The organism is Delftia sp. PX-1 (assembly GCF_055797465.1).
Genome location: NZ_CP184763.1, coordinates 3,770,342 through 3,793,331, shown reverse-complemented (window position 1 = coordinate 3,793,331; position 22,990 = coordinate 3,770,342). Strand labels below are relative to the sequence as shown.

At 67.0% G+C, this 22,990-nt stretch carries 24 protein-coding genes; 12 read left to right on the top strand and 12 right to left on the bottom strand.

Annotation, left to right across the window (positions count from 1 at the left end; all coding sequences use genetic code 11):
* Positions 1-3 precede the first annotated feature (3 nt).
* Positions 4-954, top strand: a complete 951-nt coding sequence (locus ACN20X_RS17450; RefSeq protein ID WP_473209656.1) for an ABC transporter substrate-binding protein — start codon at positions 4-6, stop codon at positions 952-954.
* A gap of 49 nt (positions 955-1,003) precedes the next feature.
* On the opposite strand, the gene ACN20X_RS17445 is transcribed toward ACN20X_RS17450, so the two are convergent.
* Together ACN20X_RS17445 and ACN20X_RS17440 are read right to left on the bottom strand one after the other, a co-directional pair.
* Entirely contained in the window at positions 1,004-1,324 is a 321-nt protein-coding gene (locus ACN20X_RS17445) for a heavy metal-binding domain-containing protein (RefSeq protein WP_012205554.1), read from the bottom strand.
* Positions 1,325-1,479: 155 nt separating this feature from the next.
* Positions 1,480-1,884: a hypothetical protein gene (locus ACN20X_RS17440; protein WP_133073339.1), complete on the bottom strand. Its 405-nt coding sequence runs from the start codon at positions 1,882-1,884 to the stop codon at positions 1,480-1,482.
* A gap of 212 nt (positions 1,885-2,096) precedes the next feature.
* On the opposite strand from ACN20X_RS17440, the gene ACN20X_RS17435 reads away from it, so the two are divergent.
* Both ACN20X_RS17435 and ACN20X_RS17430 read left to right on the top strand, forming a co-directional pair.
* A complete protein-coding gene (locus tag ACN20X_RS17435; protein WP_034367556.1) occupies positions 2,097-2,360 on the top strand; it encodes a hypothetical protein in 264 nt (87 codons plus the stop codon).
* A gap of 254 nt (positions 2,361-2,614) precedes the next feature.
* The gene (locus tag ACN20X_RS17430; protein ID WP_016446025.1) at positions 2,615-2,956 is read left to right on the top strand and encodes an H-NS histone family protein; all 342 of its coding nucleotides are present in this window, start codon (positions 2,615-2,617) and stop codon (positions 2,954-2,956) included.
* Positions 2,957-3,169: 213 nt separating this feature from the next.
* Here the strand turns inward: ACN20X_RS17430 and ACN20X_RS17425 are convergent, their stop codons facing one another.
* The 4 genes from ACN20X_RS17425 to ACN20X_RS17410 form a co-directional block, all read right to left on the bottom strand.
* A complete protein-coding gene (locus ACN20X_RS17425) occupies positions 3,170-3,538 on the bottom strand; it encodes an antibiotic biosynthesis monooxygenase family protein (RefSeq protein WP_012205544.1) in 369 nt (122 codons plus the stop codon).
* Positions 3,539-3,632: 94 nt separating this feature from the next.
* Complete coding sequence (locus ACN20X_RS17420; RefSeq protein WP_203399392.1) at positions 3,633-4,337, bottom strand: glutamine amidotransferase; 705 nt, start codon at positions 4,335-4,337, stop codon at positions 3,633-3,635.
* Positions 4,338-4,388: 51 nt separating this feature from the next.
* Positions 4,389-5,468: a 2Fe-2S iron-sulfur cluster-binding protein gene (locus tag ACN20X_RS17415; protein WP_473209655.1), complete on the bottom strand. Its 1,080-nt coding sequence runs from the start codon at positions 5,466-5,468 to the stop codon at positions 4,389-4,391.
* Positions 5,465-6,427 carry an AurF N-oxygenase family protein gene (locus ACN20X_RS17410; RefSeq protein WP_012205541.1) on the bottom strand — a complete coding sequence of 321 codons (963 nt, stop codon included), beginning with the start codon at positions 6,425-6,427 and terminating at the stop codon, positions 5,465-5,467. The genes ACN20X_RS17415 and ACN20X_RS17410 overlap by 4 nt, the downstream gene beginning before the upstream one ends.
* A gap of 495 nt (positions 6,428-6,922) precedes the next feature.
* Between ACN20X_RS17410 and ACN20X_RS17405 the strand changes: the two genes are divergently transcribed.
* A complete protein-coding gene (locus ACN20X_RS17405) occupies positions 6,923-8,203 on the top strand; it encodes a serine hydroxymethyltransferase (protein ID WP_191625561.1) in 1,281 nt (426 codons plus the stop codon).
* Between the two features lie 30 nt (positions 8,204-8,233).
* Here ACN20X_RS17405 and pdxR read toward each other — a convergent pair whose 3' ends face one another.
* Positions 8,234-9,775, bottom strand: coding sequence for a MocR-like pyridoxine biosynthesis transcription factor PdxR (gene pdxR, locus ACN20X_RS17400; protein WP_203399395.1), 1,542 nt, complete (start codon positions 9,773-9,775; stop codon positions 8,234-8,236).
* A 191-nt stretch (positions 9,776-9,966) separates the two neighbouring features.
* On the opposite strand from pdxR, the gene ACN20X_RS17395 reads away from it, so the two are divergent.
* From ACN20X_RS17395 to glyA, 4 genes are read left to right on the top strand one after another with little or no spacing between them, the layout of a single operon-like run.
* Positions 9,967-11,223 (top strand): benzoate/H(+) symporter BenE family transporter, encoded by a 1,257-nt coding sequence (locus ACN20X_RS17395; RefSeq protein WP_046238945.1) that lies wholly within the window; start codon positions 9,967-9,969, stop codon positions 11,221-11,223.
* A gap of 4 nt (positions 11,224-11,227) precedes the next feature.
* On the top strand, positions 11,228-12,079 hold the full coding sequence (locus ACN20X_RS17390; RefSeq protein WP_473209654.1) for a YggS family pyridoxal phosphate-dependent enzyme: 852 nt from the start codon (positions 11,228-11,230) through the stop codon (positions 12,077-12,079).
* Between the two features lie 57 nt (positions 12,080-12,136).
* Complete coding sequence (locus tag ACN20X_RS17385; protein WP_203399396.1) at positions 12,137-13,375, top strand: aspartate aminotransferase family protein; 1,239 nt, start codon at positions 12,137-12,139, stop codon at positions 13,373-13,375.
* Between the two features lie 46 nt (positions 13,376-13,421).
* Complete coding sequence (glyA, locus tag ACN20X_RS17380; RefSeq protein WP_203399397.1) at positions 13,422-14,687, top strand: serine hydroxymethyltransferase; 1,266 nt, start codon at positions 13,422-13,424, stop codon at positions 14,685-14,687.
* A 92-nt stretch (positions 14,688-14,779) separates the two neighbouring features.
* On the opposite strand, the gene ACN20X_RS17375 is transcribed toward glyA, so the two are convergent.
* The 5 genes from ACN20X_RS17375 to ACN20X_RS17355 form a co-directional block, all read right to left on the bottom strand.
* On the bottom strand, positions 14,780-15,832 hold the full coding sequence (locus ACN20X_RS17375; RefSeq protein WP_473209653.1) for a hypothetical protein: 1,053 nt from the start codon (positions 15,830-15,832) through the stop codon (positions 14,780-14,782).
* Positions 15,829-16,302: a hypothetical protein gene (locus tag ACN20X_RS17370; protein ID WP_050042469.1), complete on the bottom strand. Its 474-nt coding sequence runs from the start codon at positions 16,300-16,302 to the stop codon at positions 15,829-15,831. Before ACN20X_RS17370 ends, ACN20X_RS17375 begins: the two co-directional genes overlap by 4 nt.
* Positions 16,303-16,453: 151 nt before the next feature.
* Positions 16,454-17,494 carry a patatin-like phospholipase family protein gene (locus tag ACN20X_RS17365; protein WP_473209652.1) on the bottom strand — a complete coding sequence of 347 codons (1,041 nt, stop codon included), beginning with the start codon at positions 17,492-17,494 and terminating at the stop codon, positions 16,454-16,456.
* Positions 17,495-17,570: 76 nt separating this feature from the next.
* Positions 17,571-18,473: a LysR family transcriptional regulator gene (locus ACN20X_RS17360; RefSeq protein ID WP_016453465.1), complete on the bottom strand. Its 903-nt coding sequence runs from the start codon at positions 18,471-18,473 to the stop codon at positions 17,571-17,573.
* Positions 18,474-18,487: 14 nt separating this feature from the next.
* Positions 18,488-19,024 (bottom strand): MarR family winged helix-turn-helix transcriptional regulator, encoded by a 537-nt coding sequence (locus tag ACN20X_RS17355; RefSeq protein WP_012205532.1) that lies wholly within the window; start codon positions 19,022-19,024, stop codon positions 18,488-18,490.
* Between the two features lie 204 nt (positions 19,025-19,228).
* On the opposite strand from ACN20X_RS17355, the gene ACN20X_RS17350 reads away from it, so the two are divergent.
* Genes ACN20X_RS17350 through maiA form a run of 4 tightly spaced genes read left to right on the top strand, consistent with a single transcriptional unit; the run spans position 19,229 to position 22,898 of the window.
* Entirely contained in the window at positions 19,229-20,437 is a 1,209-nt protein-coding gene (locus ACN20X_RS17350) for a 3-hydroxybenzoate 6-monooxygenase (protein WP_473209651.1), read from the top strand.
* A 16-nt stretch (positions 20,438-20,453) separates the two neighbouring features.
* The gene (locus ACN20X_RS17345; protein ID WP_160855255.1) at positions 20,454-21,491 is read left to right on the top strand and encodes a cupin domain-containing protein; all 1,038 of its coding nucleotides are present in this window, start codon (positions 20,454-20,456) and stop codon (positions 21,489-21,491) included.
* A 38-nt stretch (positions 21,492-21,529) separates the two neighbouring features.
* Positions 21,530-22,237, top strand: a complete 708-nt coding sequence (locus ACN20X_RS17340) for a fumarylacetoacetate hydrolase family protein (protein ID WP_046238951.1) — start codon at positions 21,530-21,532, stop codon at positions 22,235-22,237.
* 19 nt (positions 22,238-22,256) lie between these two features.
* Positions 22,257-22,898, top strand: coding sequence for a maleylacetoacetate isomerase (gene maiA / locus ACN20X_RS17335; protein WP_473209650.1), 642 nt, complete (start codon positions 22,257-22,259; stop codon positions 22,896-22,898).
* The last annotated feature ends 92 nt before the right edge of the window (positions 22,899-22,990 follow it).

The window sequence follows — 22,990 nt, the reverse complement described above, 5'->3', positions numbered from 1 at the left end:
CCCATGCATCTGCTTCTGCGCCTGCTTTCGCGCCTGCCCCGTATCCTGCTGCTGACTGCCGCCCTGGCCTGCGCAGGCGGCGCGGGCAACGCCTTTGCGCAAAAGGCGGCGGATGCGGGAACGGGCGGGGCAACCACCACCTACACCGTCACCGACATGCGCGGCCGTCAGGTGCGCCTGGAGCGCGTGCCGCAGCGCATCGTCTCGCTGCTGCCCTCGCTGACCGAATCGCTGTGCGCGCTGGAGGCCTGTGAGCGCATCGTGGGCGTGGACGAGTTCTCCAACCACCCGGCGCGCGTGGCCGCCCTGCCCAAGCTGGGCCACACTTTTGCCCCGCTGGTCGAGGCCACCGTGCGGCTCAGGCCCGACGTGGTGCTGATGGCGTATTCCGCACCCGTCATCGCACAGCTGGAGCGCTTCGGCATTCCCGTGCTGGCGCTGGACGCCAACGACATGGCGCAGCTGGAGCAGGTGCTGCACAAGCTCGACCAGCTGCTGCAGGTGCAGCGCGCCAACGCCCTGCTGGCGCGCATGCAGGCCGAGGTGGACCAGCAGGCCAAGGCGCTGGCGGCGCTCACGCCCGCCGGGCAGAAGGTGTATTTCGAGGTGGACGCCACGCCTTATGCGGCGGGGCCGGACTCCTTCATAGGCCAGCTGCTGCAGCGCCTGGGCGCGCGCAATGTGCTGCCGCCCAACCTGGGGCCCTTCCCCCGCATCACGCCCGAATACGTGCTGCGCCAGCAGCCCGAACTCATCATCCACACGCCGCAGACGCCATCGGCCAGCTTTGCCACCCGCCCCGGCTGGAGCCGCATGCCCGCCGTGCGCTCGGGCCGCATCTGCGCGCTGGACCTGGTCGAGACGGACGTGGTCTCCCGCCCCGGCCCGCGCCTGGGCGAGGCAGCGCGAGCGCTGGCCCGCTGCCTGCAGTTGCCGGGCACAGCGCCGCGTTGACTTCTCTGGTCTGCTTGGCCCGCTTGGTCTGCTTGGCCGATGGCCCTGCCTACTCCAGCACCACGGCCGTGCCGCTGGCAGACACCATCAACATGCCATTGCCCTGGCCCAGCACTTCGTAATCCAGGTCCACCCCCACCACGGCATTCGCGCCCAGTTCCTGGGCGCGTTCCTCCAGCTCCTTGAGCGCAATCTCGCGCGCCCGCTGCAGCTCGCGCTCATAGGTGGCCGACCGCCCGCCCACGATGTCGCGCAGCCCGGCAAACAAGTCCTTGAACACATTGGCGCCCAAAATCGCCTCGCCCGCGACCACGCCGCAGTAGCGGGTGATGCGGCGGCCTTCGATCTGGGGGGTGGTGGTGATGATCATTGAAGCTCCTGGGTGTTGGTGATGGGAGTGTCGAGCTTTCGCCACTCGGCCGGACTAGCTGTGAACCGTCAAGCGATTGTTTGGAGATTTGATCCTAGACACGGAGCGACTTGGCCGCTGCTGCGGTGCAGTCTGTGCCAGTTGTAATGATGCTGTCAGCTCGCCAGGGCATTGGTCCGCTCAGCCGAGTTCTGGCACGTCCATCCATCGGACTTGCCTACTATCGCTGCCCGCGTCTGTTCAAGCCCCATCACCACCCGCCCTCTTGCCTTTCCGGATTTGATCGCCACCGGCAGCCGGCTCAACCAATGCCCGTTTGGCCCCAGCGACGTGACGCGCAGGTTGGACAACTGGCGCGATGTGGGCAAGGGTTTCATGGAAAGTACACGAATGCACTCATCGAGCTGAGCCGCAGAGGAAAAACGCAGTACATGCGCCCCGAACTCCACACAGAGAACGGCAAAGCCCTTGTGGGGAATGTGAGCAGGTGCCGAGGGCAGGTAACGGCTGGCGCGGCACCAGAGCCCAACCTCTTGCTCGACATGCACCCAGTAGGCCATGGGTTCGGCACGCCAGTCCTCAACGAATTCGATCCAATGGCGGGGCGCTGGCACAGGCCGTCTCCTTCAGAGGTATTCAAGAGGCGGATTGTGTCGCAAAGTACGGCGCGATTTGCCTTGGTGCCCGCCATCACGCCGGGCCGTAGATGGCCCAAGTACTTACATTCACGGTTCCGGCACACAGTCGCCAGTATTCATGGCAGGACCATCCCATGCGCACCAATGAGTCAAAAATCCTGGCGAAAGCCATATACGAGATCCGTCTTCTCCTGAGCGGATATCTGGGGAGCAACGTGGATGCGGATCCGAGCGTACGGATCGCAGCGCACCTGGCCTATGCCCTGCACAACGATGCATTGGCCGTGCTGGAGGGAAATGGCTTCAGCGCCGACGAAGCGCTGAAGCGGGTGGCGGCCGTGGACTCGCTTCTAGGAGTCGAAGCGGGGAGTGAATTCGTCCGCAGCTTGGAAGCTTAGGGCTGCCTTGCCAGGCCGGTACAACGCGGGATATTCCATCTGGCGTGATCGCTGCGGCCGTGCCGTGCCGGGTGGTGCGGGCGCGAGCCACCGAGGATAGGGCCGTCCTTTTCATGCCTGGCGCAGCTTCCACATGACGGCAGCAGTGCCCCATGCCTTCCTCGCCTGCCTTTTGTCGCCCGGCATGACCCTGAAGACAGGCATGTCTCGCCCGAACAGCCCCATAATCTGGCTTCAAAAATTTCGCACCCCCTATGACACAGTCCCTCAAAGAACTCCTTGCGGCCAAGGCCGCGCTGGACATGGAAATTGCCAAGGCCCGCACCTCGGCGGCCGACGCAGCCCTGTCCAAGGTCCAGAAGCTGGTGACCGATTTCGGATTCACCCAGCAGCAAGTGTTCCCCTACATCCCAGCAAAAACCAGCGCACCGGCGAAGTATCGCGATCCGTCTACAGGAGCAACGTGGACAGGTCGCGGCAAGCCTCCGAACTGGATCAAGGACCAGGATCGCGACGACTTCCTCATCGAACGCAAACCCGAGGCGGCCCAAGGCCCGTTCCTCGCAGAAATGGCGGCAGCGGCAGCTCGCAACTGAAGGCGCTGCACACGGCGGCACGCAGGATGCGGTGCGGTGCGGTGGGGTTCCGATGCGAAGGAATCTGTGCCGTCCGAAAAAAAGCCCTCTGAGCATTCAGCGGGCTTTTTTTCCGGCCTGGCGCCGGCAGCGTAGTCACTGCCGGCATCTTTCGATGGCGTGCATCGCGCTCCGGCAGGGGGACCAGCCGGGCCTTTGCGGCACCGCCAGCGCTCAGGCGTGGCTGACGGGGCAACTACCGGCCTTGCCCATGATGCTGTCCGCAGGCGCCTGCGCGCGGTCATTCAGACCATAGTCGCGCAGCACCTGGGTGACGCGCACGCGGTAGTCCTTGAAGATCTTGTCGCGGCCGGCGCGCTGGGCGCTGAGGTGGGCTTCCACGTTGCGCCACTGGACGACGGCTTCCTCGTCGCGCCAGGTGGTGACGGACATGACTTTCTCGGGGTTGAGCGTGCTCTGGAAGCATTCCACGGAGATGAACCCCTCCATGGGCTTGAGCATAGGGGTGAGCTTGTTGACCAGGTCCACATAGGTCTGGTTCTGGCCGGGCAAGGCCTGCAGTTCGAACAGTACGACAACCATCTTCAACTCTCCTTTTTTCGGGAACAGAGATTCCGGCGCCGCGCAGCGGCGGCTCCGGCGTGGGGGAAATGGGTGAATGGGCGGCGCCGCAGGTTCAGCGGCTGCGCTCCAGGTTGGTCAGCCAGGCGGCCAGCACATCGCGCGCGGCCAGCGCCAGCAGGCCGCCGTATTTCTGGGCATCGGCACGCAGGGTGCGCGGGTCCACCTTGGCCATGCCGAGCTCACAGGCATGGCCGACCAGCCAGCGCTCCAGCCGGGCCGCGTCGGCCTCCAGATGGAATTGCAGGCCCAGCACCTGCGGTCCGACTGCGAAGGCCTGGTTGGCGCCGATGGCGGTGCCGGCCAGGTGCACGGCGCCTTCGGGAATGTCGAACTGGTCGCCATGCCAATGGAGCACGGGCACGCCGTCCAGCCTGGACAGGGGCGAGGCCAGGCCGGCGTCGGTGAGCGTGAGCGGCGAGAAGCCGATTTCCTTGACGCCCAGCGGGTAGACCCTGGCGCCCAGCGCGCGCGCAATGAGCTGCGCGCCCAGGCAGATGCCCAGCAGCGGCTTGCCGCTGTCCAGCCAGCGGCGCACGGCCGCCAGCTCCTGGGCAACGAAGGGATAAAGCGCCTCGTCATAGGCACCTATGGGGCCGCCCAGCACGACGAGAAGGTCGGCACGGCCCAGGTCCAGGGTGTCAAGCTCGCCGATGCTGGGATCGACGTACTGCACTTCGTAGCCGCGGCTGGCGAACTCGGCATGCAGGGTGCCCAGGTCTTCGAAGTGGATGTGGCGCAGCGCGATGGCTTTTTTCATGGGAGGAACTCAGGTGGATACAGGAGGTTGGCTTGGAACGTGCGGAGCCCGTCAGGCGCCGGGCTTGAGATCGACGTGGATATGGCCTGCCGAGGGGAAGGTGCAGCAGGCCAAGGCATAGCCGGCTTCCTTTTCCCTGTCGCTGAGGCAAAAGTCCGCCTCCAGCCGTGAACTGCCTCCCGTGATGCGGATGCGGCAGCTGCCGCAGATGCCGGCCCGGCACTGGCTGCGGATGGCAATGCCCACGCCTTCCAGGATCTCCAGCAGGCTTTTGCCGGACGCGGCTTGGACAATCTGCCCGCTGTGCGCGATCTGCAGCTGGCATGCCTGCGCGGTCTCGCCTGGCTGGGCGGTGGATGCGGCAGGCGGCGTGAAGGCCTCGATGTGCTGTATGGCACCGGGAAAGCAGGCCCGCGCATGCTTGCGAAAGGTCTGCGCAAAGGCGTGGCCGCCACAGATGACGACGGCCTGGGGCTGGCCCAGCGCCAGCAGGGACTGCTGCGAGGGGCGGCCCGGCACGAAGGGCCCGTGGGCGGCAATGTCTTCGCGCGTGATGTGGATACGCAGGTCGAACCAGGGGGCCGTTTCGCACAGCTGCTGCAGCTCCTGCAGGAACGGAATGTCGGCCATGCGCGCAAAGCACAGCAGCAGCGTGGTGCGGGGCACGCGCTGGCCCTGCTGGCGCAGCCGGTCCAGTTCGCGCAGCAGCGCCAGCGGCAGGGTCAGGCCGATGCCGCCGGCCAGCATGACCAGGTAGTCCAGGCCCAGCACCAGGTCGGCCGTGATGTCGCCGGCCACGCCGCCCAGCGGCAGCGTGGAGCCTGCGCGCAGCACCGCATGCATGTGGTCGGAGACGCTGCCCCGGCCCGAGCTTTTGACGGCAATGTCGAACTGGCCGGCGCCGTCGTGCTCGCTGCAGGGCTCGTAGCGGGTGATGGAGTACAGCCGCTGCTGCATGGTGCCACGGGCGTCGGCATGCTCGATGGCCACATGCCGGCCGGGCCGCAGGCCGCCGAGGAATTGCGCCGAGGCGCCCTGCACGCGCAGGGTGTAGACCATGACGCCGCCCGCCTCTGCCCGTGCAGCGGCGCAGCGCGCGAGCATGCTGCCTGCCTGGAGGGCGGCGCTCATGCCTGCATCTCCTCGAGGACCGAGGACACCAGCGCCACGCTGCCGCCCAGGTTGCGGCCCGCCAGGCCGATGCGGTCGATCAGGCTTTGCACCGAGTCGGTGTAGACGCCGATCTCGTTGCTGTCGCCCACGTCGTGCAGGATGTCGCGCGCATGCGGCATGCCGACCATGGTGAAGACGGTGGACCAGGCGCCCAGTTCGTTGTTGGCGAACATCTGCACGGTCTTGAGGATGATGGAGCGCAGGTAGCTGCGCTCGCGGTTGCTCAGGCCCTGGACGATGTCGGTGGCCACCGAGCTGAAGACGCTGGAGTGGCTCCATTCGTCCACGGCGTGGGTGCGCGTGACCTCGTGGCAGATGGGCTGGATGCTGCGGTCCTCGGCCATGGTCTTGAGGTAGTCGGTGATCAGGGTCTCGCTGGCGCAGGCAATGGCGAAGCGGGCCAGGCGGCGCTCCCATTCCGCGCCGCACTGCGCCAGCACGCCGTTGCGCCAGCCGACGAGGTTGAAGTCCGCGTAGTCCAGCGGCGCCAGGCCGCGCATCTCGTAGATGTAGTTGCAGGCCATGATGGACATGCGGGTGTGCAGGGCCTCGTCCAGCAGGGCCTGGGACATGACGTCCTGCAGCAGCGCCCGGTTGGCGCTGGGCGGCGGGGTCTTGATGATGTCCTCGCAGGCCGGCGTGACCACGTTGCACTCGATGTAGATGGTCTTGAGGTTGTAGATGCCCCAGGCGTAGGACAGGCATTGGTCGCGCAGGTGCTGTGGCGCCTCCACCCATGCCTGGTGATCGCGAAACGGCAGCAGCGAGGCGGTGAAGTCCTGCCGGGCGGGGTCGAACGCCAAGCCGCAGTAATCAGGCAGGTCCTGATTCACGGCCGCTCTTGACTTCCAGAGCAGGGACAGCTTTTTGAGCGCATCGCGCACGGCGTCATCTGTCCGAGAGATATCGAGATTCATTTTTCAACTCCGTGTGATTGAACTTGATTGATCTGAGTCAAATCGCCTATTCCCTCCCCCCGCTTTCTCCATCTGCCGCAATCACCAATGGCGCCGCAAATGGCACTGCAATTGACGCTGCAGATGGCAGATACGTTGTCATGGATTTCTTCACTCTGTCATATTCCACCTTGAATCAATCTCCCCGACTGCAGATTGCGGATGATTCCTGGCGGTATTGGATCTCATGACTTTCAACGTCTGGCGGCGAATTCTATGGAGAGAGCGTGGATTCAAACAGACCTATTTTCGGCAATGAACCAGACCGCTTTTTTCAACCGTTTACATTGGCATGCCACCTTAATTGGTCTGCTCACCCGCTGAAACATGGTCGGAATCAAGGCCGCTGCACTTTGTAGACTGCCCATTACCGATGCGCCCTGGTTTCCAAAACCTTCCATAACCCGGGCGCTGCCGATTCCCGTGCTTCAGCGCCTCCAAGACAGCCAATGCGACATGGACGATTTATCGCTCCCCAGAATCAATTCCCTGGAACTCCAACACGCGGACAGCGAGGCCTGGGACGCCATAGCGGCCGAGCGGACACGGCAGGCGCGTTCGATTGAATTGATTGCCTCTGAAAACTTCGTGAGCCGCGCGGTGATGGAGGCGCAGGGCTCGGTGCTGACCAACAAATACGCCGAGGGCTATCCCGGCGTGCGCTACTACGGCGGCTGCGCCAATGCCGATGCCGTGGAGAACCTGGCCATTGCGCGTGCCAAGGCGCTGTTCGGCTGCGCGCACGCCAACGTGCAGCCGCACTCGGGCAGCCAGGCCAACCAGGGCGTGTACCTGGCGTTCCTGGAGCCCGGCGACAAGATCATGGGGCTGGACCTGCGCTCGGGCGGGCACCTGACGCACGGCTCCAGCGTGAGCGTGTCGGGCAAGTGGTTCCAGTCCATCAGCTACGAGGTGGACGCCCGCTCCCAACTCATCGACATGGACCAGGTGCGGCGCATTGCGCTGAAGGAGCGGCCCAGGCTCATCATTGCCGGAGGCTCGGCCTATTCACGGCAGATGGACTGGGCCGAGTTCCGGCGCATTGCCGACCGGGTGGGCGCCATCTTCATGGCCGACATCGCGCACGTGGCGGGGCTGGTGGCCGCGGGCGTGTTCCCCTCGCCCGTGGAGCACGCCCATGTGACCACGACCACCACGCACAAGACGCTGCGCGGGCCGCGCGGCGGCATGATCCTCTCGGCCGACGCCGAGATCGCCAGGCGCATAGACGCCGCCGTGTTTCCGGGCCTGCAGTCCGGGCCGCTGATGCATGTGGTGGCGGCCAAGGCGGTGGCGCTGGGCGAGGCGCTCAAGCCCGCCTTCCGTACCTATGCGCGGGCCGTGGTGGACAACGCCCGCGTGCTGTGCGACCGGCTGTCGCAGGGCGGGCTGTCCGTGGTGTCCGCAGGCACGGACTGCCATCTGGGCGTGATCGACCTGCGCCCCTGGGAGCTGACGGGCAAGGCCGCCGAAACGGCGCTGGAGCAGATCGGCATCACGGTCAACAAGAACGCCGTGCCCGGCGATGGCGCGCGGCCGCTGGTGACCTCGGGCATCCGCGTGGGCAGCGCGGCCTGCACCACGCGCGGCATGGGCGCCGACGAGTTCCGCGAGATCGGCGACATGATTCTTGCCACGCTGGGCGGCATACGCAGCGGCACCATGAACGCGCGCACGCTCAAGTCCATCCACGAAGGCGTGTCCGACCTGACCGCGCGCTTTCCCCTGCCCTACTGAGGCATGCAGCGTCCGGCTTCTCCCAACCTGTCAGGGTTTTCGCAGCGCGTTGGCCAGGCGCAGCACGGCGGCCTCGATCTCGTAGGCCGTGAGCGAGGCATAGCCCAGCAGCCAGCCCGGCTGCCGCTGCTCGCCCGCGTACAGGCGGCTGAGCCCCTGCAGCAGCACGCCGGCCGCGGCGGCGCGGCGGATGGTGTCTTCCTCGGACCAGCCGGGCTCCAGCAGACAGGGCACCTGCATGCCGCCCTGGGGCCGTGGCGCGGTGACGATGCCGGCCAGGTGCCTGCCTATGGATTCGAGGATGACCTCGCGCCGCCCCGCATACAGCTTGCGCATGGCCCGCACATGGGAGTTGTAGTGGCCGTCCTCCATGAAGCGCGCCAGCGTCAGCTGCTGGATCTGGGGCGTGTGCCCGTCCATGATGCTGCGCGCCTGGACAAAGGCGCGCACCAGCTCCTGCGGCAAGGCCATGTAGCCCATGCGCAAGCCCGGGTACAGGGTCTTGCCGAAGGTGCCGATGTAGATGGTGCGCGCGTGCTTGTCCAGGCCTTGCACGCAGGCGGTGGGCATGCCGTCGTAGTGGAATTCGCTGTCGTAGTCGTCCTCGATGATCCAGCGCCCGCGCTCGAATGCCCAGCGGATCAGGTCCAGCCGCCGCTCCAGCTGCATGGTGACGCCTGTGGGGTACTGGTGCGATGGCGTGACATAGACGCAGGTGGCGCCGCTGCGGTCGGCGTGCAGCAGGTCGGTGCGAATGCCTTGCGCGTCCACGTCGATGGGCAGGACCTTGGCCTCGGCCGACTCGAAGGCCTTGCGGGCGCCGAAGTAGCCCGGGTTCTCCAGCAGGATGGGCCGGCCCGCATCCACCAGCAGCTGCGCGCACAGGAACAGCGCCTGCCGCGTGCTGCTGAGCACCACGATCTGCCCGGCGTCCACCTTGGCGCCGCGCTCCAGGTTGAGGTAGGTGGCAATGGCCTTGCGCAGCGGCTCGGCGCCCTGCGGGTCGCCGTGCAGCAGGACGCTGGCCCGGTAGTCCTTGAGCGCCTGCCGCTGCAGCCGCTCCCAGACATCGGTGGGAAAAGTGCGCGTCTCGGGCAGGCCGGTGGCAAAGGCCCGAATGGTCTGCTGGTCGGCGATGCCGCCGCCGTCAACAATGGCCTGGCCGCGCCGGCTCAGGCCGGCACCGGCCCTTATGGCACCGACAGCACCGGCAGCACCAGCCGCACCGGCCGCATGGGCGCTGCGCTCGTGCTCGGGCAAGCGGCCGCGCCGCGCCGCCCGGCCCCGCAGCTCGGTGCCGATGGTCTCGGAGACATAGCTGCCCGATCCCTGGCGCCGCACGATGAAGCCGTCTCGGTGCAGCTGGGTGTAGGCGTTCTCCACCGTGTCGCGGGCAATGCCCAGCGAGTCGGCCAGCGAGCGCGTGGCCGGCAGCTTCAGGCCCGGCAGCAGCGCCCCATCCAGGATCAGCGCACGCATGGCGCGCTGCACCCGCTGGTGCAGGTCCAGCTGGCGCAGGTCGGCATCTCCCATGCGGATCTTCAGGGTCTCAAGCTCGAAGGTCTTGCTCATGCGGTCTGCCGCCTTTCATCTCATTGCACCTCTTTGGCAGGCCATTGTACTGACGCAAATGCTGCGCGCCCATTGCAAAGTGGTCTGCAACAAGAGAGCGAAGTGTATGGATCATTCAGTCCACTTCGGCGCTCAAATACCCCTTTCACCAGACAGCCAGGAATCCAACCCCCAAGGAAAACGAGAAGACCATGCCTTCATCAGACACACACTCACCCCTTCGCTTCAGCGACCTCATCCACCCCGTGGTGGCCGGGCTGATCTCGGTTATCGTCAACTACGGCGGCACCTTCATCCTGGTGTTCCAGGCCGCCAAGGTGGCCGGCCTGAGCCCGGAGCTCACGGCTTCGTGGGTGTGGTCGATTTCGATTGGCGTGGGCGTCACCGGGCTGGTGCTCAGCTGGCTCTCGCGCGAGCCCATCATCACGGCCTGGTCCACGCCGGCCGCCGCCTTCCTGGTGACGGCCCTGGCCACCACGCCGTATGCCGAGGCCGTGGGCGCCTATGTGGTGTCGGCCGCGGCCTTCGTGGTGCTGGGACTGTCGGGCTGGTTCGAGCGCGTGATCCGGCTGATTCCGCCCGGCGTGGCCTCGGGCCTGCTGGCGGGCATCCTGCTGCAATTCGGCATCAAGGCCTTTGGCGGCATGAGCGTGGACCCGGTGCTGGCCGGCCTGCTGATCGTGGCCTACGTTCTGCTCAAGCGGCTCACGGCGCGCTATGCGGTGGTCGGCATCCTGGCGCTGGGCCTGGCGTTCCTGCTGGCGCAGGACCGTGTGGACCTGTCCGGGCTGCAGCTGCAATTCGCGGCGCCCGTGTTCACGCGGCCCGAGTTCACGCTCAACGCCCTGCTGAGCGTGGCCCTGCCGCTGTTCCTGATCACGCTGACCGGCCAGTACATGCCCGGCATGCTGGTGCTGCGCAACGATGGCTTCAAGACCAGCGCCAACCCCATCGTCACGCTGACGGGCCTGGGCTCGCTGCTGATGGCGCCGTTCGGCTCGCACGCCTTCAACATCGCCGCCATCACGGCCGCCATCTGCACGGGCAAGGAGGCGCATGAAGAGCCGTCCAGGCGCTGGATCGCAGGCATCGCTGCGGGCGTGTTCTACATCCTGGTGGGTGTGTTCGGCGTCACGCTGGCGGCCGTGTTCATGGCGTTCCCGGCCACCTTCATCACCACGCTGGCGGGCCTGGCGCTGCTGGGCACCATCGGCGGCAGCCTGGCCAATGCGCTGGCCGATGCCAAAACCCGCGAGGCCTCGCTGATCACCTTCCTGGCCGCCGCGGCCAACATTTCCATGCTGGGCATAGGCGGCGCCTTCTGGGGCCTGGTCATCGGCCTGGTGGCCCATGCCGTGCTCAACGGCCAGTGGCCGCGCCGGGCCGCCCGCAGCGAGGCGGGCACCGGCAACGTGCCCGCCGCCGATGCCGCCATCAAAAGGAGCTGAAACCATGCTTGCGACACAAGACACCACCGGCGGCACCGCCCGAGCCGCCGACACCCTGACGCGCCACGACCAGCACGGCCGCTACCCCCAGGCCGAGACGGTGGACGATTTCCGGCACAACCTGGCCACCGTGCAGGCGCGCATGGCCGCTGCCTGCCGCCGCGCGGGGCGCGACCCGGCCAGCGTGCGCCTGCTGCCCGTGAGCAAGACCAAGCCCGAATCCAGCCTGCGCCTGGCCCACGCGGCGGGCTGCCGCATGCTGGGCGAGAACAAGGTGCAGGAAGCCTTCGGCAAATGGGAGGCCATGCAGGACCTGGCCGATCTGCAGTGGTCCGTCATCGGCCACCTGCAGACCAACAAGGCAAAGCTCGTGGCACGCTTTGCCAGCGAGTTCCAGGCGCTGGACAACCTGCGCGTGGCCGAGGCGCTGGACCGCCGCCTGCAGGCCGAAGGCCGGGCGCTGGACGTGTTCGTGCAGGTCAACACCTCGGGCGAGGCCAGCAAGTACGGCCTGCCGCCCGACGAGGTGCAGGGATTCCTCCAGGCCCTGCCCGCCTTCAGTGCGCTGCGCGTGCGCGGCCTGATGACGCTGGCCCTGTTCTCCAGCGAGGCCGAGCGCGTGCGCCAGTGCTTCGTGCTGCTGCGCAGCCTGCGCGACCAGCTGCGCCAGGGCGCGCCGGCGGGCATCTCGCTGGATGAACTGTCCATGGGCATGTCCGGCGACTTCGAGATCGCCATCGAGGAAGGCGCCACCGTGGTGCGCGTGGGCCAGGCCATCTTCGGCGCCCGCGCCCAGCCGGACAGCTTCTACTGGCCCGTCGGCGGCCCTGATCCCACCGCCCTGGCGCTGCCCTGAACGCGCCCCCTCGCCACCCTTTTCGATTCAACCCTGACCCCGCTTGAGGACCTTGACATGCAAAAAGCCATGCAACCCCTTGATTCCCGCCTGATGAAGGCCTATGCCCGCCAGCCCGTGTCCTTCGTCCGTGGCCGTGGGGCCCGGCTCTGGGACGAGCACGGCACCGAATACCTGGACGCCATTGCGGGCGTGGCCGTGACCGCCCTGGGCCACGCGCACCCGGAGATCGCCGCCGTGATCGCCGAGCAGGCCGGCCTGCTGCTGCACACCTCCAACGTGTTCCGCATCGACTGGCAGGAACGCCTGGGCCAGCGCCTGTGCGCCCTGGCCGGCATGGAGACGGCCTTCTTCTGCAACTCCGGCGCCGAGGCCAACGAGGCCGCGCTCAAGCTGGCGCGCCTGCACGGCCACCGCAGGCAGGTGGCGCGGCCGCAGATCCTGGTGATGGACAACGGCTTTCATGGCCGCACGCTGGCCACGCTGTCGGCCACGGGCAACCCGGCCAAGCAGCGCGGCTTCGAGCCGCTGATGCCGGGCTTCGTGCGCGTGCCCTATGACGACATTGCGGCCGTGCACCACGCCGCCGCCCAGCATGGCGACATCGTGGCCGTGCTGATCGAGCCCGTGCAGGGCGAAGGCGGCATCCGCCTGGCAAGCCCCGACTACCTGCGCCAGCTGCGCAGCCTGTGCGACCGGCACGGCTGGCTGCTGATGCTGGACGAAATCCAGACCGGCCTGGGGCGCACCGGCGCCTGGTTCGGCCACCAGCATGCGGGCATCGCCCCCGATGTGATGACCCTGGCCAAGGCCCTGGGCAACGGCATTCCGATCGGTGCCTGCCTGGCGCGCGGGCCTGCGGCCGACCTGATCTCGCCCGGCCAGCATGGCTCCACCTTTGGCGGCAACCCGCTGGCCTGCCGCGTGGGTTGCACGGTGCTGGACATCATGGAGAGCGAGGACATCCCCGGCCGCGCCAGGCAACTGGGCCGGCGCCTGCTCAACGGCCTGCAGCAGGCGCTGCACGGCCACCCCGACGTGCTGGCCGTGCGCGGCCAGGGCCTGATGGTGGGCATCGAGCTGAACCGCAACTGCCAGGACCTGGTGGGTCGCGCGCTGGCCCAGCAGCGCCTGCTGATCACGGTGACGCGCGAATCCACCATCCGCCTGCTGCCGCCGCTGATATGCGACGAGCGCCAGATCGACGACATCGTCGCCCGCCTGGCCTGCCTGCTGGAGTCGGCCAGCGCCGCGCAGGCAGGCGCGCCCGCCGCAGGCCAGCTGGCAGCTGCATGACCATCGATTCCCCCAGCCCTTGCCACGACACAGGAACCACTCACCCATGTACGACGCATCCCTGACCCTGGCCGACTTCGACCTGCAGCTGGCCAAGGCCATCCAGAGCGAGAAACGCCGCCAGGAAGACCATGTGGAACTCATCGCCTCCGAAAACTACGCCAGCCCGCTGGTGATGGCGGTGCAGAACTCGGTCTTCACCAACAAGTACGCCGAGGGCTACCCCGGCAAGCGCTACTACAGCGGCTGCGAGAACGTGGACGTGGCCGAGCGCCTGGCCGTGGAACGCGCCATGGCGCTGTTCGACTGCGACTACGCCAACGTGCAGCCCCATGCCGGCGCCCAGGCCAATGCCGCCGTGTTCCTGGCGCTGGCCCAGCCCGGCGACACCGTCATGGGCATGAACCTGGCCCAGGGCGGCCACCTGACGCATGGCAACCCGTCCAACTTCTCGGGCCGCCACTACCGCATCGTCCCCTACGGCCTGGACCCCGCCACGGGCCTGATCGACTACGACGAGATGGAGCGCATCGCCCTGGAGCACCGGCCCCGCATGCTCATCGGCGGCTTCTCTGCCTACTCGCGCCACAAGGACTGGGCCCGCATGCGCGCCATTGCCGACAAGGTGGGCGCCGTGTTCTGGGTGGACATGGCCCATGTCGCAGGCCTGGTGGCTGCGGGCGAATACCCCAGCCCCCTGCCCCACGCGCATGTGGTCACCAGCACCACGCACAAGACGCTGCGCGGCCCGCGCGGCGGCCTGATCCTGTCCAAGGGACAGGACGAAACCTTCAACCGCCGCCTGAGCTCGGCCGTGTTCCCCGGCGTGCAGGGTGGGCCGCTGATGCATGTGATCGCCGCCAAGGCCGTCGCCTTCAAGGAGGCGCTGCAGCCCGGCTTCAAGGCCTACCAGCGCCAGGTGCTGGCCAACGCCCGCGCCATGGCCGCCGTGATCCAGCAGCGCGGCTACCGCATCGTCTCGGGCGGCACGGACAACCACCTGATGCTGATCGACCTGTCCGACCGCAGCTACACCGGCAAGGATGCCGACGCCGCGCTCAGCGAGGCGCACATCACCACCAACAAGAACACCGTGCCCAACGACCCGCGCTCGCCCTTCGTGACCTCGGGCCTGCGCATAGGCACGCCCGCCGTCACCACACGCGGCTTCGGCGAGGCGCAGTGCAAGCAGTTGGCCGACTGGCTGTGCGATGTACTCGATGCGTTGGAGGGCGACCGCTTTGCCAAGGTAGCGGCGCAGGTGCGCGATCAGGTGACGGAGCTGTGCCGTCGGTATCCGGTGTATGAATGAACCACGGACATGAATCGCTCTCGGCACTGACAACAGCGCAGGGCCTCCAAGCTACGTCCAGGCAAGAGGTAGAACCGCAGCAAGGACAGCAACTACCGGGAAAGGCGGTTTTTGATTCTGTCCACGCCTGCTTTACCCAGCGCAAGTGATCGTCTTGCCGCCTCCTTCAGTTGCGCGGGCTCTGGCAAAACCTGGCTCGCCAACGTACCCACTCGCAGGGCAGATTGCCGGACCTGGTTAACTGTCGAGTCGGCAGCATCGCGCAACTCTTCCATGCTGGGCAAATTCTTGCTGGCTTCCCTCAGCGTACCGCCGACGCCGTCGGCAACTTGTCCGGCCCGGAGGTGGGCCTGAGCCCAAGCCTTGGACATCCCCCCCTCCGGAACTTGCGAAAGCGTGGCAATGCAGGCATTCAGCAACGTGTGTTCAGACTCTGAAAGTGGTTTGCCCGTCTCCAGCAGAGACCTTAGAAAGTCACCCAGATCGGCAGCGATCGCCAAATGATTGCAGTCCGGGTTGGCGTGGAGGAAGGTGGCAAGCTCTTGGGCAACGTCCTGCGGCTGACCCTGTCCAAGTTGGCTTTCCAGCAGCGGGACCGCCTGACCGACGAAATTCGGGTCAAACCCCCACTCTTCCACCAAATGCTCCACCAGCACGCTGCGCTGTTCTTGGTCGATTTTTCCGCCCATAGCGGCAATTCGTAGGGCAAGCGGTGCAATCAGGTCGAACAACGACAAGGCAAGCACATCGAGAGGCGTATTCAGGAATTTGGGGATCTCAATGACCCGAGATCCACGGCTGTTGGAAAACATGCGATAGAGCCCATAGCAAGCGCCTCCCGAGGCCAATGCAGCAAAAGCGACCCACCCAAGCGGTGTGGCAGCGGTTCCAATACCGATTGCGCCCAATAGCCCAGATGGCGCAAAGAATGTTGAAGCCACCAGACTCGACTTGGCGACTGACGCGCCAGTTCCAGCAGCCCCCAGAACATCCCACAGCTCACGGCCCCGGTTGACCATTCGCAAAGAGCGATAGGCGTTCTCTCCAATCGCCAACTTTGCCTTGAACCGCAGCGGCTCGGCAACAACCTGCTCCACACCGTCCAGAGTGAAATTTTCGCTGGAAATTTCATGGATTTGCTTCATGCCAGCGCCGCTTTGAATTGCGCAACAAACAGGCGGATCCTGTCTTGCAGATCTGGAAAATCCATCTCTTTCTTGGCTCCGTAGGCAATGCCCAATGCAATCGCCAGCGGGCTCAACAACGCTCCAAGCAATGTTCCTATCAGCGGTACTGCGCTCAACAATGCACCGACCACCAAGGCAACCGCTGTGGCGAATGCCAAGGTGGGGAACTGGTCTAGCGTAAGAAAGATGAGATCAAGAATCTTCCGCCCGATACGCACCAGTCGGCGTCCGACCTGCGATGACAAGCGCAGCAGATTGGCCAGGATGGCCTTCGCATCAGCGGAAACATTCAAACCCTCGATTTTTTGAAGCAAGGCGCGTTCAGTACGTTTGGTGTTCTGAAAGAATTTCGCCTCATTGGGTATTGAACCCTTGTCGTGATCATCAGGCTCGCTGTTCGACTGGCTCGCTTGCGGCACTATTTCCATGGCGGCGGCTTGTATCAGTGAAGAAAGGACACGGAACGGAAGCCTGCATTATGTCGTTACACATGCCCGCGATCCGCATGGCTTCACCAGTCGAAGCCCGTTCTTTTCATTCGTTATGACACCGGCATGATTCGCCCTGCCTTGAACCCCGTCAAGGACTGGCGCAGGCGCCGTCCATCCCCGCCATCTCCGCCAGCTTCTGCATGCGCGAGCGCTGGTCCAGGCAGGCCTGGTGCTGGGCTTCGGCCGCCTTTTGCTGCGCCAGCTTCGCGGCCTTGGCGCGCTCGGCCTGCAGCTGGGCGATGCGCTCGCGGATCTGGGGCATGGCGGCCACGGCGGCCTTTTCGCCTTCAAGAATGGCGCTGGCGCGCTGGGTGAAGTCGGCCGGGCCGATGTCCAGCACCTTGGGGCGGATGGTGATGTCGGCGCGGGCCAGCTCGGCCTGGCCCAGCTTCTGGCCCATGATCGCAATGGACTGGCCCAGTGCGCCCAGCATGTTCTCGGGCGCCTTGCCACGGGCCTTGTTGGAGATGTCCACGGCGATCACCAGATCGGCGCCCAGCTGGCGCGCGGCGTCCACGGGCACGGGGCTGGTGATGCCGCCATCGACGAAGTGGAACTTTCCGATGGCCACGGGCTGGAACACACCCGGAATGCTGCTGGAGGCACGCACCGCCTGCCCCGTATTGCCGCGCGCGAACACGGTGCGCTCGCCGTCCTCCAGCCGCGTGGACACCGCCACGAAGGGCTTGGCCAGCTGCTCCAGCGGCTTGCGGCCCACCTGTTCGTTCACATAGTCTTCCAGCTTCTGGCCCACCAGCAGGCCGCCCGAGGACAGCTGCAGGTCGCGGATCCTGGTCTCATCCAGCGCCACGGCCTTTTCCTGCAGATCGAAGGCGTTCATGCCGCCCGCATACAGCGCACCCACCACGCTGCCCGCGCTGGTGCCGGACACCACAGCGGGCGCAAGGCCATTGGCTTCCAGCATCTTGATGACGCCGATGTGGGCAAAGCCCTTCACGGCCCCGCCGCCCAGGGCCAGACCGATCCTGATGGGCGCCACGGGTGTGCCCGGCGCGGTGGGCGTGGACTCGGGCGTGGCCGCCGAGGGGCTGGGCGGGTTGCTGCCGCAAGCGGCCAGCCCCGCCAGGCTCAGGTACACCAGTGGACGCAAAAGGGCTTGGAGGCGCATGCCGGAAGATCCTGCTGTCGGATGACGAGATTCGGGGCGGGCAGTATAGCGGCAGGGGCCTGACCGCCGCAGGCCCTCAGGCTCTGGGCTTCAGCAAGCCGCCCATGCCCTGCACAGCCTCCCTCAAAAACCCCCAGACCGCCTCGATGCGCTGAACCTGCCGGGCATCCGAGGGCATGCTCATCCAGAAGGTGCGGGTGAAGCAGGCCTCGGCGGGCAGCACGCGACTGAGCACGGGGTCGCGGTCGGCGATGAAGGCGGGCAGCACGGCCAGGCCGGCGCCGGCGCGCACGGCTTCGTACTGGGCGGTGATGCTGGTGCTGCGAAAGGCAAAACGCTCGGGCTGGAACAGGGTGGACAGCAGCTGCAGCTCGCGCGTGAACAGCAGGTCGTCCACATAGTGGATGAAGCTGTGGTGGCGCAGGTCCTCGGTGCGCGCCACCAGCGGACGGCGCGCAAGGTATTCGCGCTGGCCGTAGAGGAACAGCCGGTAGTCCGTGAGCTTGGTGACCACGGCCGAGCCGCGCGTGGGGCGCTCCAGCGAGATGACGATGTCCGCCTCGCGCCGCGACAGGTGCAGCAGGCGCGGCAGGGCCAGCAGGTCGATGCTCAGCAGCGGATGGCGCTGCGTCAGCGCGGCCAGCTGCGGGGCCAGCAGCTGGGTGCCGAAACCCTCGGTGGCGCCCACGCGCACCAGGCCGGACGGGCCCTGGCTGGCGGATTCGGCCGCCAGCGGCATGCGCTCCAGCCCGGCGGCGGCGCGCTGCATGGCGTCTGCCACGCCCAGCAGCTGTCGGCCGGCCTCCGTGGGCCGCCATTGGCCCGCTTCGCGCTCGAAGAGCACGGCCCCCAGCTGCTTTTCCAGGGCCTGGATGCGGCGCGACACCGTGGTGTGCTCCACGCCCAGTTGCCGCGCGGCGGCGGCCATGCTGCCGCTGCGCGCCAGCTCGCCAAAGAATCTCAGGTGGTCCCAGTCCATGGGTCGAGGCCGCCTCAGTCGGCTGCGGCGCGGCGCGCGGCCAGCGTGCTGGGCGCACGCGCCAGCTCGTCGTTTTGCCGCACCAGGACGGCCATCATGTCCATGAACAGGCCCCGCTGCTCCTGCGGCAGCGGCTCCAGCATGCGCTGCTGGGCCCGCAGCACCGAGGGCTCGGCAGCGGCCAGCAGCGCGGCGCCTTCTGCGGTGACCGACAGCAGGCGCACGCGCCGGTCGGCCGGGCTGGTGTTGCGCACCATGAGGCCGCGCGCCTCCAGCCGGTCGATGACGCTGCCAATGGTGGAGGTGTCGAAACCGATCATCCGCGCCAGCGTGCGCTGGTCCACGCCGGGCTGGCGCAGCACGGCAGACAGCGCCGCGTACTGCACGGGGGTCACGCCGAATTCCTGGGTCTCTTCCATGAAGACGGCTACCGCGATCTGCTGCAGGCGGCGGATGTGGTAGCCGGGGTAGTTTTCTAGTTCTGCGGGTTGGTAGTCCATGGCCATTGCGCTCTTTTCCGGGTCCCTGCGGGCAAGCGCAGATGTTCGCATGAACCGCGCCCTCCGTTGGCGTTGGCTGGCGGACAGGTGATTCACCCGGACACGCTGTCCACCACCGTTTTGCCTGCATCCAGGGAAACCCCAGGCTGGCCTGATGCAAATCAACACTACACTCATCGTCAGCATACTGTTTAATTAGTCGCGACGCATCTGACCCCCAGGCGAGCGACACGCACCACGAAGCACAGGACATCCATGAGCACCAGCATTTCTTCCCGGGCGCTGCCCGTTCTTGTGGCAGGCGGCGGCATTGGTGGCGTGGCGGCCGCGCTGGCCCTGGCGCGCCAGGGATTCGCCGTCAAGGTGCTGGAGCAGGCGCCGCAGCTGGGCGAGATCGGCGCCGGCATACAGCTGGGCCCCAACGCATTCGCGGCCTTCGACGCGCTGGGCATTGGCGAGCTGGCCCGTGGCCGCGCGGTCTATACCGACGAGATGGTGATGCACGACGCGCTCGATGAGCGGCTGGTCGGCCGCATTCCCACGGGCGAGGCGTTTCGCGCCCGCTTCGGCAACCCGTATGCGGTGATCCACCGCGCCGACATCCACACCTCGCTGCTCGAAGGCGCGCGCACCCACGGCCAAATCGAGACGCTGACGGGCACCCGCATCGAAGCCGTGCAGCAGGAGGGTGACACCGTCACCGTGCGCGACCAGCACGGCCAGGTCCATGTGGGCCAGGCCCTGATCGGCGCCGATGGCGTGAAGTCCGTGGTACGCCAGCAGTACGTGGGCGATGCGGCGCGTGTCTCCGGCCATGTGGTGTACCGCGCCGTGGTGGAGAAGAACGACTTCCCCGAAGACCTGCGCTGGAACGCGGCCAGCATCTGGGTCGGCCCCAACTACCACCTGGTGCACTACCCGCTGCGTGGCGGCGAGCAGTACAACGTGGTCGTCACCTTCCACAGCCGCGAGCAGGAGGAATGGGGCGTGCGCGAAGGCAGCCGCCAAGAGGTGCAAAGCTACTACCGCGACTGCTGCCCGCGCGCGCGCCAGCTCATAGACCTGCCCAAAAGCTGGAAGCGCTGGGCCACGGCCGACCGCGAGCCCATTGGCCAGTGGAGCTTCGGCCGCGCCACGCTGCTGGGCGATGCCGCACACCCCACGCTGCAATACATCGCCCAGGGCGCCTGCATGGCACTGGAAGACGCGGTGACGCTGGGCCAGGCGCTCAAGCACTGCGGCAACGACTGGCCGCAGGCGCTGCGGCTGTACGAGCGCTCGCGCATTGCCCGCACGGCGCGCGTGGTGCTGTCCGCGCGCGAGATGGGCCGCATCTTCCACGCCGGCGGCGTGGAGCGCCTGGTGCGCAACGACCTCTGGAAGGGCCGCACGCCCCAGCGTTTCTACGACGCCATGGAATGGCTGTACGGCTGGAAGGCCGAAACCTGCCTCGCCGAAGACTGAACACAAGGAGACCGCCATGCAAGAACTTGGCCGCCTGGAAGACCTGCCCCAGGACTACCGCGACGAACTCGCGCGCAACAACCTGGTGCCGCTGTGGCCCAGCCTGCGCAACGTGATGCCGCCGCACACGCCGCGCCCGCGCACCCAGCCCATTGCCTGGCCCTACCAGGCCATCCGCCCGCTGCTGATGCAGGCCGGCGAGCTGACGCCCATCGAAAAGGCCGAGCGCCGCGTGCTGGTGCTGGCCAACCCCGGCCATGGGCTGGAGAAGATGCAGGCCAGCTCCTCCATCTACCTGGGCATGCAGCTGCTGCTGCCCGGCGAGTGGGCGCCCTCGCACCGCCACACGCCCAATGCCGTGCGCATGGTGGTGGAAGGCCAGGGCGCGTGGAGCCTGGTCGACGGCGAGAAATGTCCCATGGAGCGCGGCGACCTGATCCTCACGCCCACGGGCCTGTGGCACGAGCATGGCCATGACGGCGACGAGCCCGTGGTCTGGCTCGATGTGCTGGACCTGCCCCTGGCCTACTACCTGGAAGTCACCTACCACGTGGACGGCCCGCGCCAGCCCGCCCTGCCCGGCCGTGGCGACCGGGCATATGCGCGCGGCGGCCTGGCGCCCACGCAGGTGTTCGCCCGCAGCGCCAAGGCCTACCCCATGCTGCGCTACCCCTGGAAGGACGCGCGCGCCGCCCTGCTGGAGCTGGCCGCCGACCGCCCCGATCTGGACTGCGTGCAGCTGGCCTACACCAACCCCGAGACCGGGGCCGACTGCGAAAACATCCTGGGCTTTTACGCGCTGATGCTGCGCCCGGGCCAGACGCTGCAGCTGCCCGCGCGCTCGCCGGCCTGCGTGTTCCATGTCATCGAGGGCGGCGCCAGCGTGGCCGCCGTGGACCGCCATTTCGACCTGGCCCCGGCCGACACCTGCTGCGTGCCCGGCTGGGCGCCCGCCACGCTGACCAATGCCAGCGCCAGCGAGCCCGCCTTCCTCTTCCTGGCCGACGAGGCGCCTTTGCACCGAAAGCTGGGCCTCTACGAAGTCCGGCCTTGAATCCTCCGATGTCTCTTTACTCCCCCATCGCCAATACCATGACCGCCCCCCAATACCTCTGGACCCCGCCCCCCGTCCAATCCCTGCCCGTGCGCGGCAGCACGCAGCGCCTGCCCGTGAACCGCCTGTTCTTCGTGGGCCGCAACTACCACGCCCATGCCGTCGAGATGGGCCGCCCGGTGGACAAGCGCGTGGAGCGCCCCTTCTACTTCACCAAGGCTCCCTCCACCCTGACCGAATCGGGTGCCACCGTGGCCTACCCGCCCGAGACGAACAACTACCACTTCGAGATGGAACTGGTGGTGGCCATCGGCAAGGCGGGCTTTCGCATTGCGGCGGACCAGGCGCATGAACACATCTACGGCTACGCCTGCGGCCTGGACATGACGCGCCGCGACCTGCAGCTGGTGGCGCGCGACAAGGGCCGGCCCTGGGACCTGGGCAAGGATGTGGAGCAGTCCTCGGTAGCCAGCGAGATCGTGCCCATGCCGGGCCAGGTGATCGAATCCGGCGCCATTGCGCTGGCCGTCAATGGCGAGACCAGGCAGCAGTCCGACGTGGACAAGCTGATCTGGAACATCCGCGAAATCATTGCCGACCTCTCGCTGTTCTATCACCTGCAACCCGGCGACCTCATCTACACGGGCACGCCCGAAGGCGTGGGCGCCGTGCTGCCGGGCGACCGCATCACCGGCCATGTGCAGGGCGTGGGCGAGATCGCGCTCACCGTGGGCCAGCCCGAATAAGGCCAGGGAGACCACCACCATGAAGCTCTACAGCTTTTTCCGCAGCGGCACCTCGCACCGCCTGCGCATCGCGCTCAACCTCAAAGGCCTGCGCCCTGACTATTTCCCCGTGGACCTGCGCGTGGACGAGCAGGCCCAGGCGCCGTTCAAGCAGGTCAACCCGCAGGGCCTGGTGCCGGCGCTGACGCTGGACGATGGCCGCACGCTGATCCAGTCGCCGGCCATCATCGAATGGCTGGAGGAGCGCCACCCCGAGCCGCCGCTGCTGCCCGCCGACCCCGAGGACCGCGCCCAGGTGCGCGCGCTGGCCGCCATCGTGGGCTGCGACGTGCATCCCATCAACAACCGCCGCATCCTGCAGACCCTGCGCCGCCAGTTCGGTGCGGACGAAGCTGCCATCAACGCCTGGTGCGCCACCTGGATTGCCGACGGCTTCGACGCCATCGAGGCCCTGCTGGCGCAAGACACGCGGCGCGGCGACTTCTGCTTCGGCCACGCACCCACGCTGGCCGATGTCTACCTGGTGCCCCAGATCGAAAGCGCACGCCGCTTTGGCGTGGACCTGGACCGCTGGCCGCTGATCAGCGCAGTGGACAGGGCCTGCGCGGCCCTGCCCGCCTTTGCACAGGCTGCGCCCCTGGCTCAGCCTGACGCCGGCTGAACCTCGCCTGAACCCCGCCGCGCCTTTGCCGGCAGCCCTAACCCGCCCCGAGTCCTCGCCAGAAGGACCGGGGCATTGCAAGCAGTGAAAAA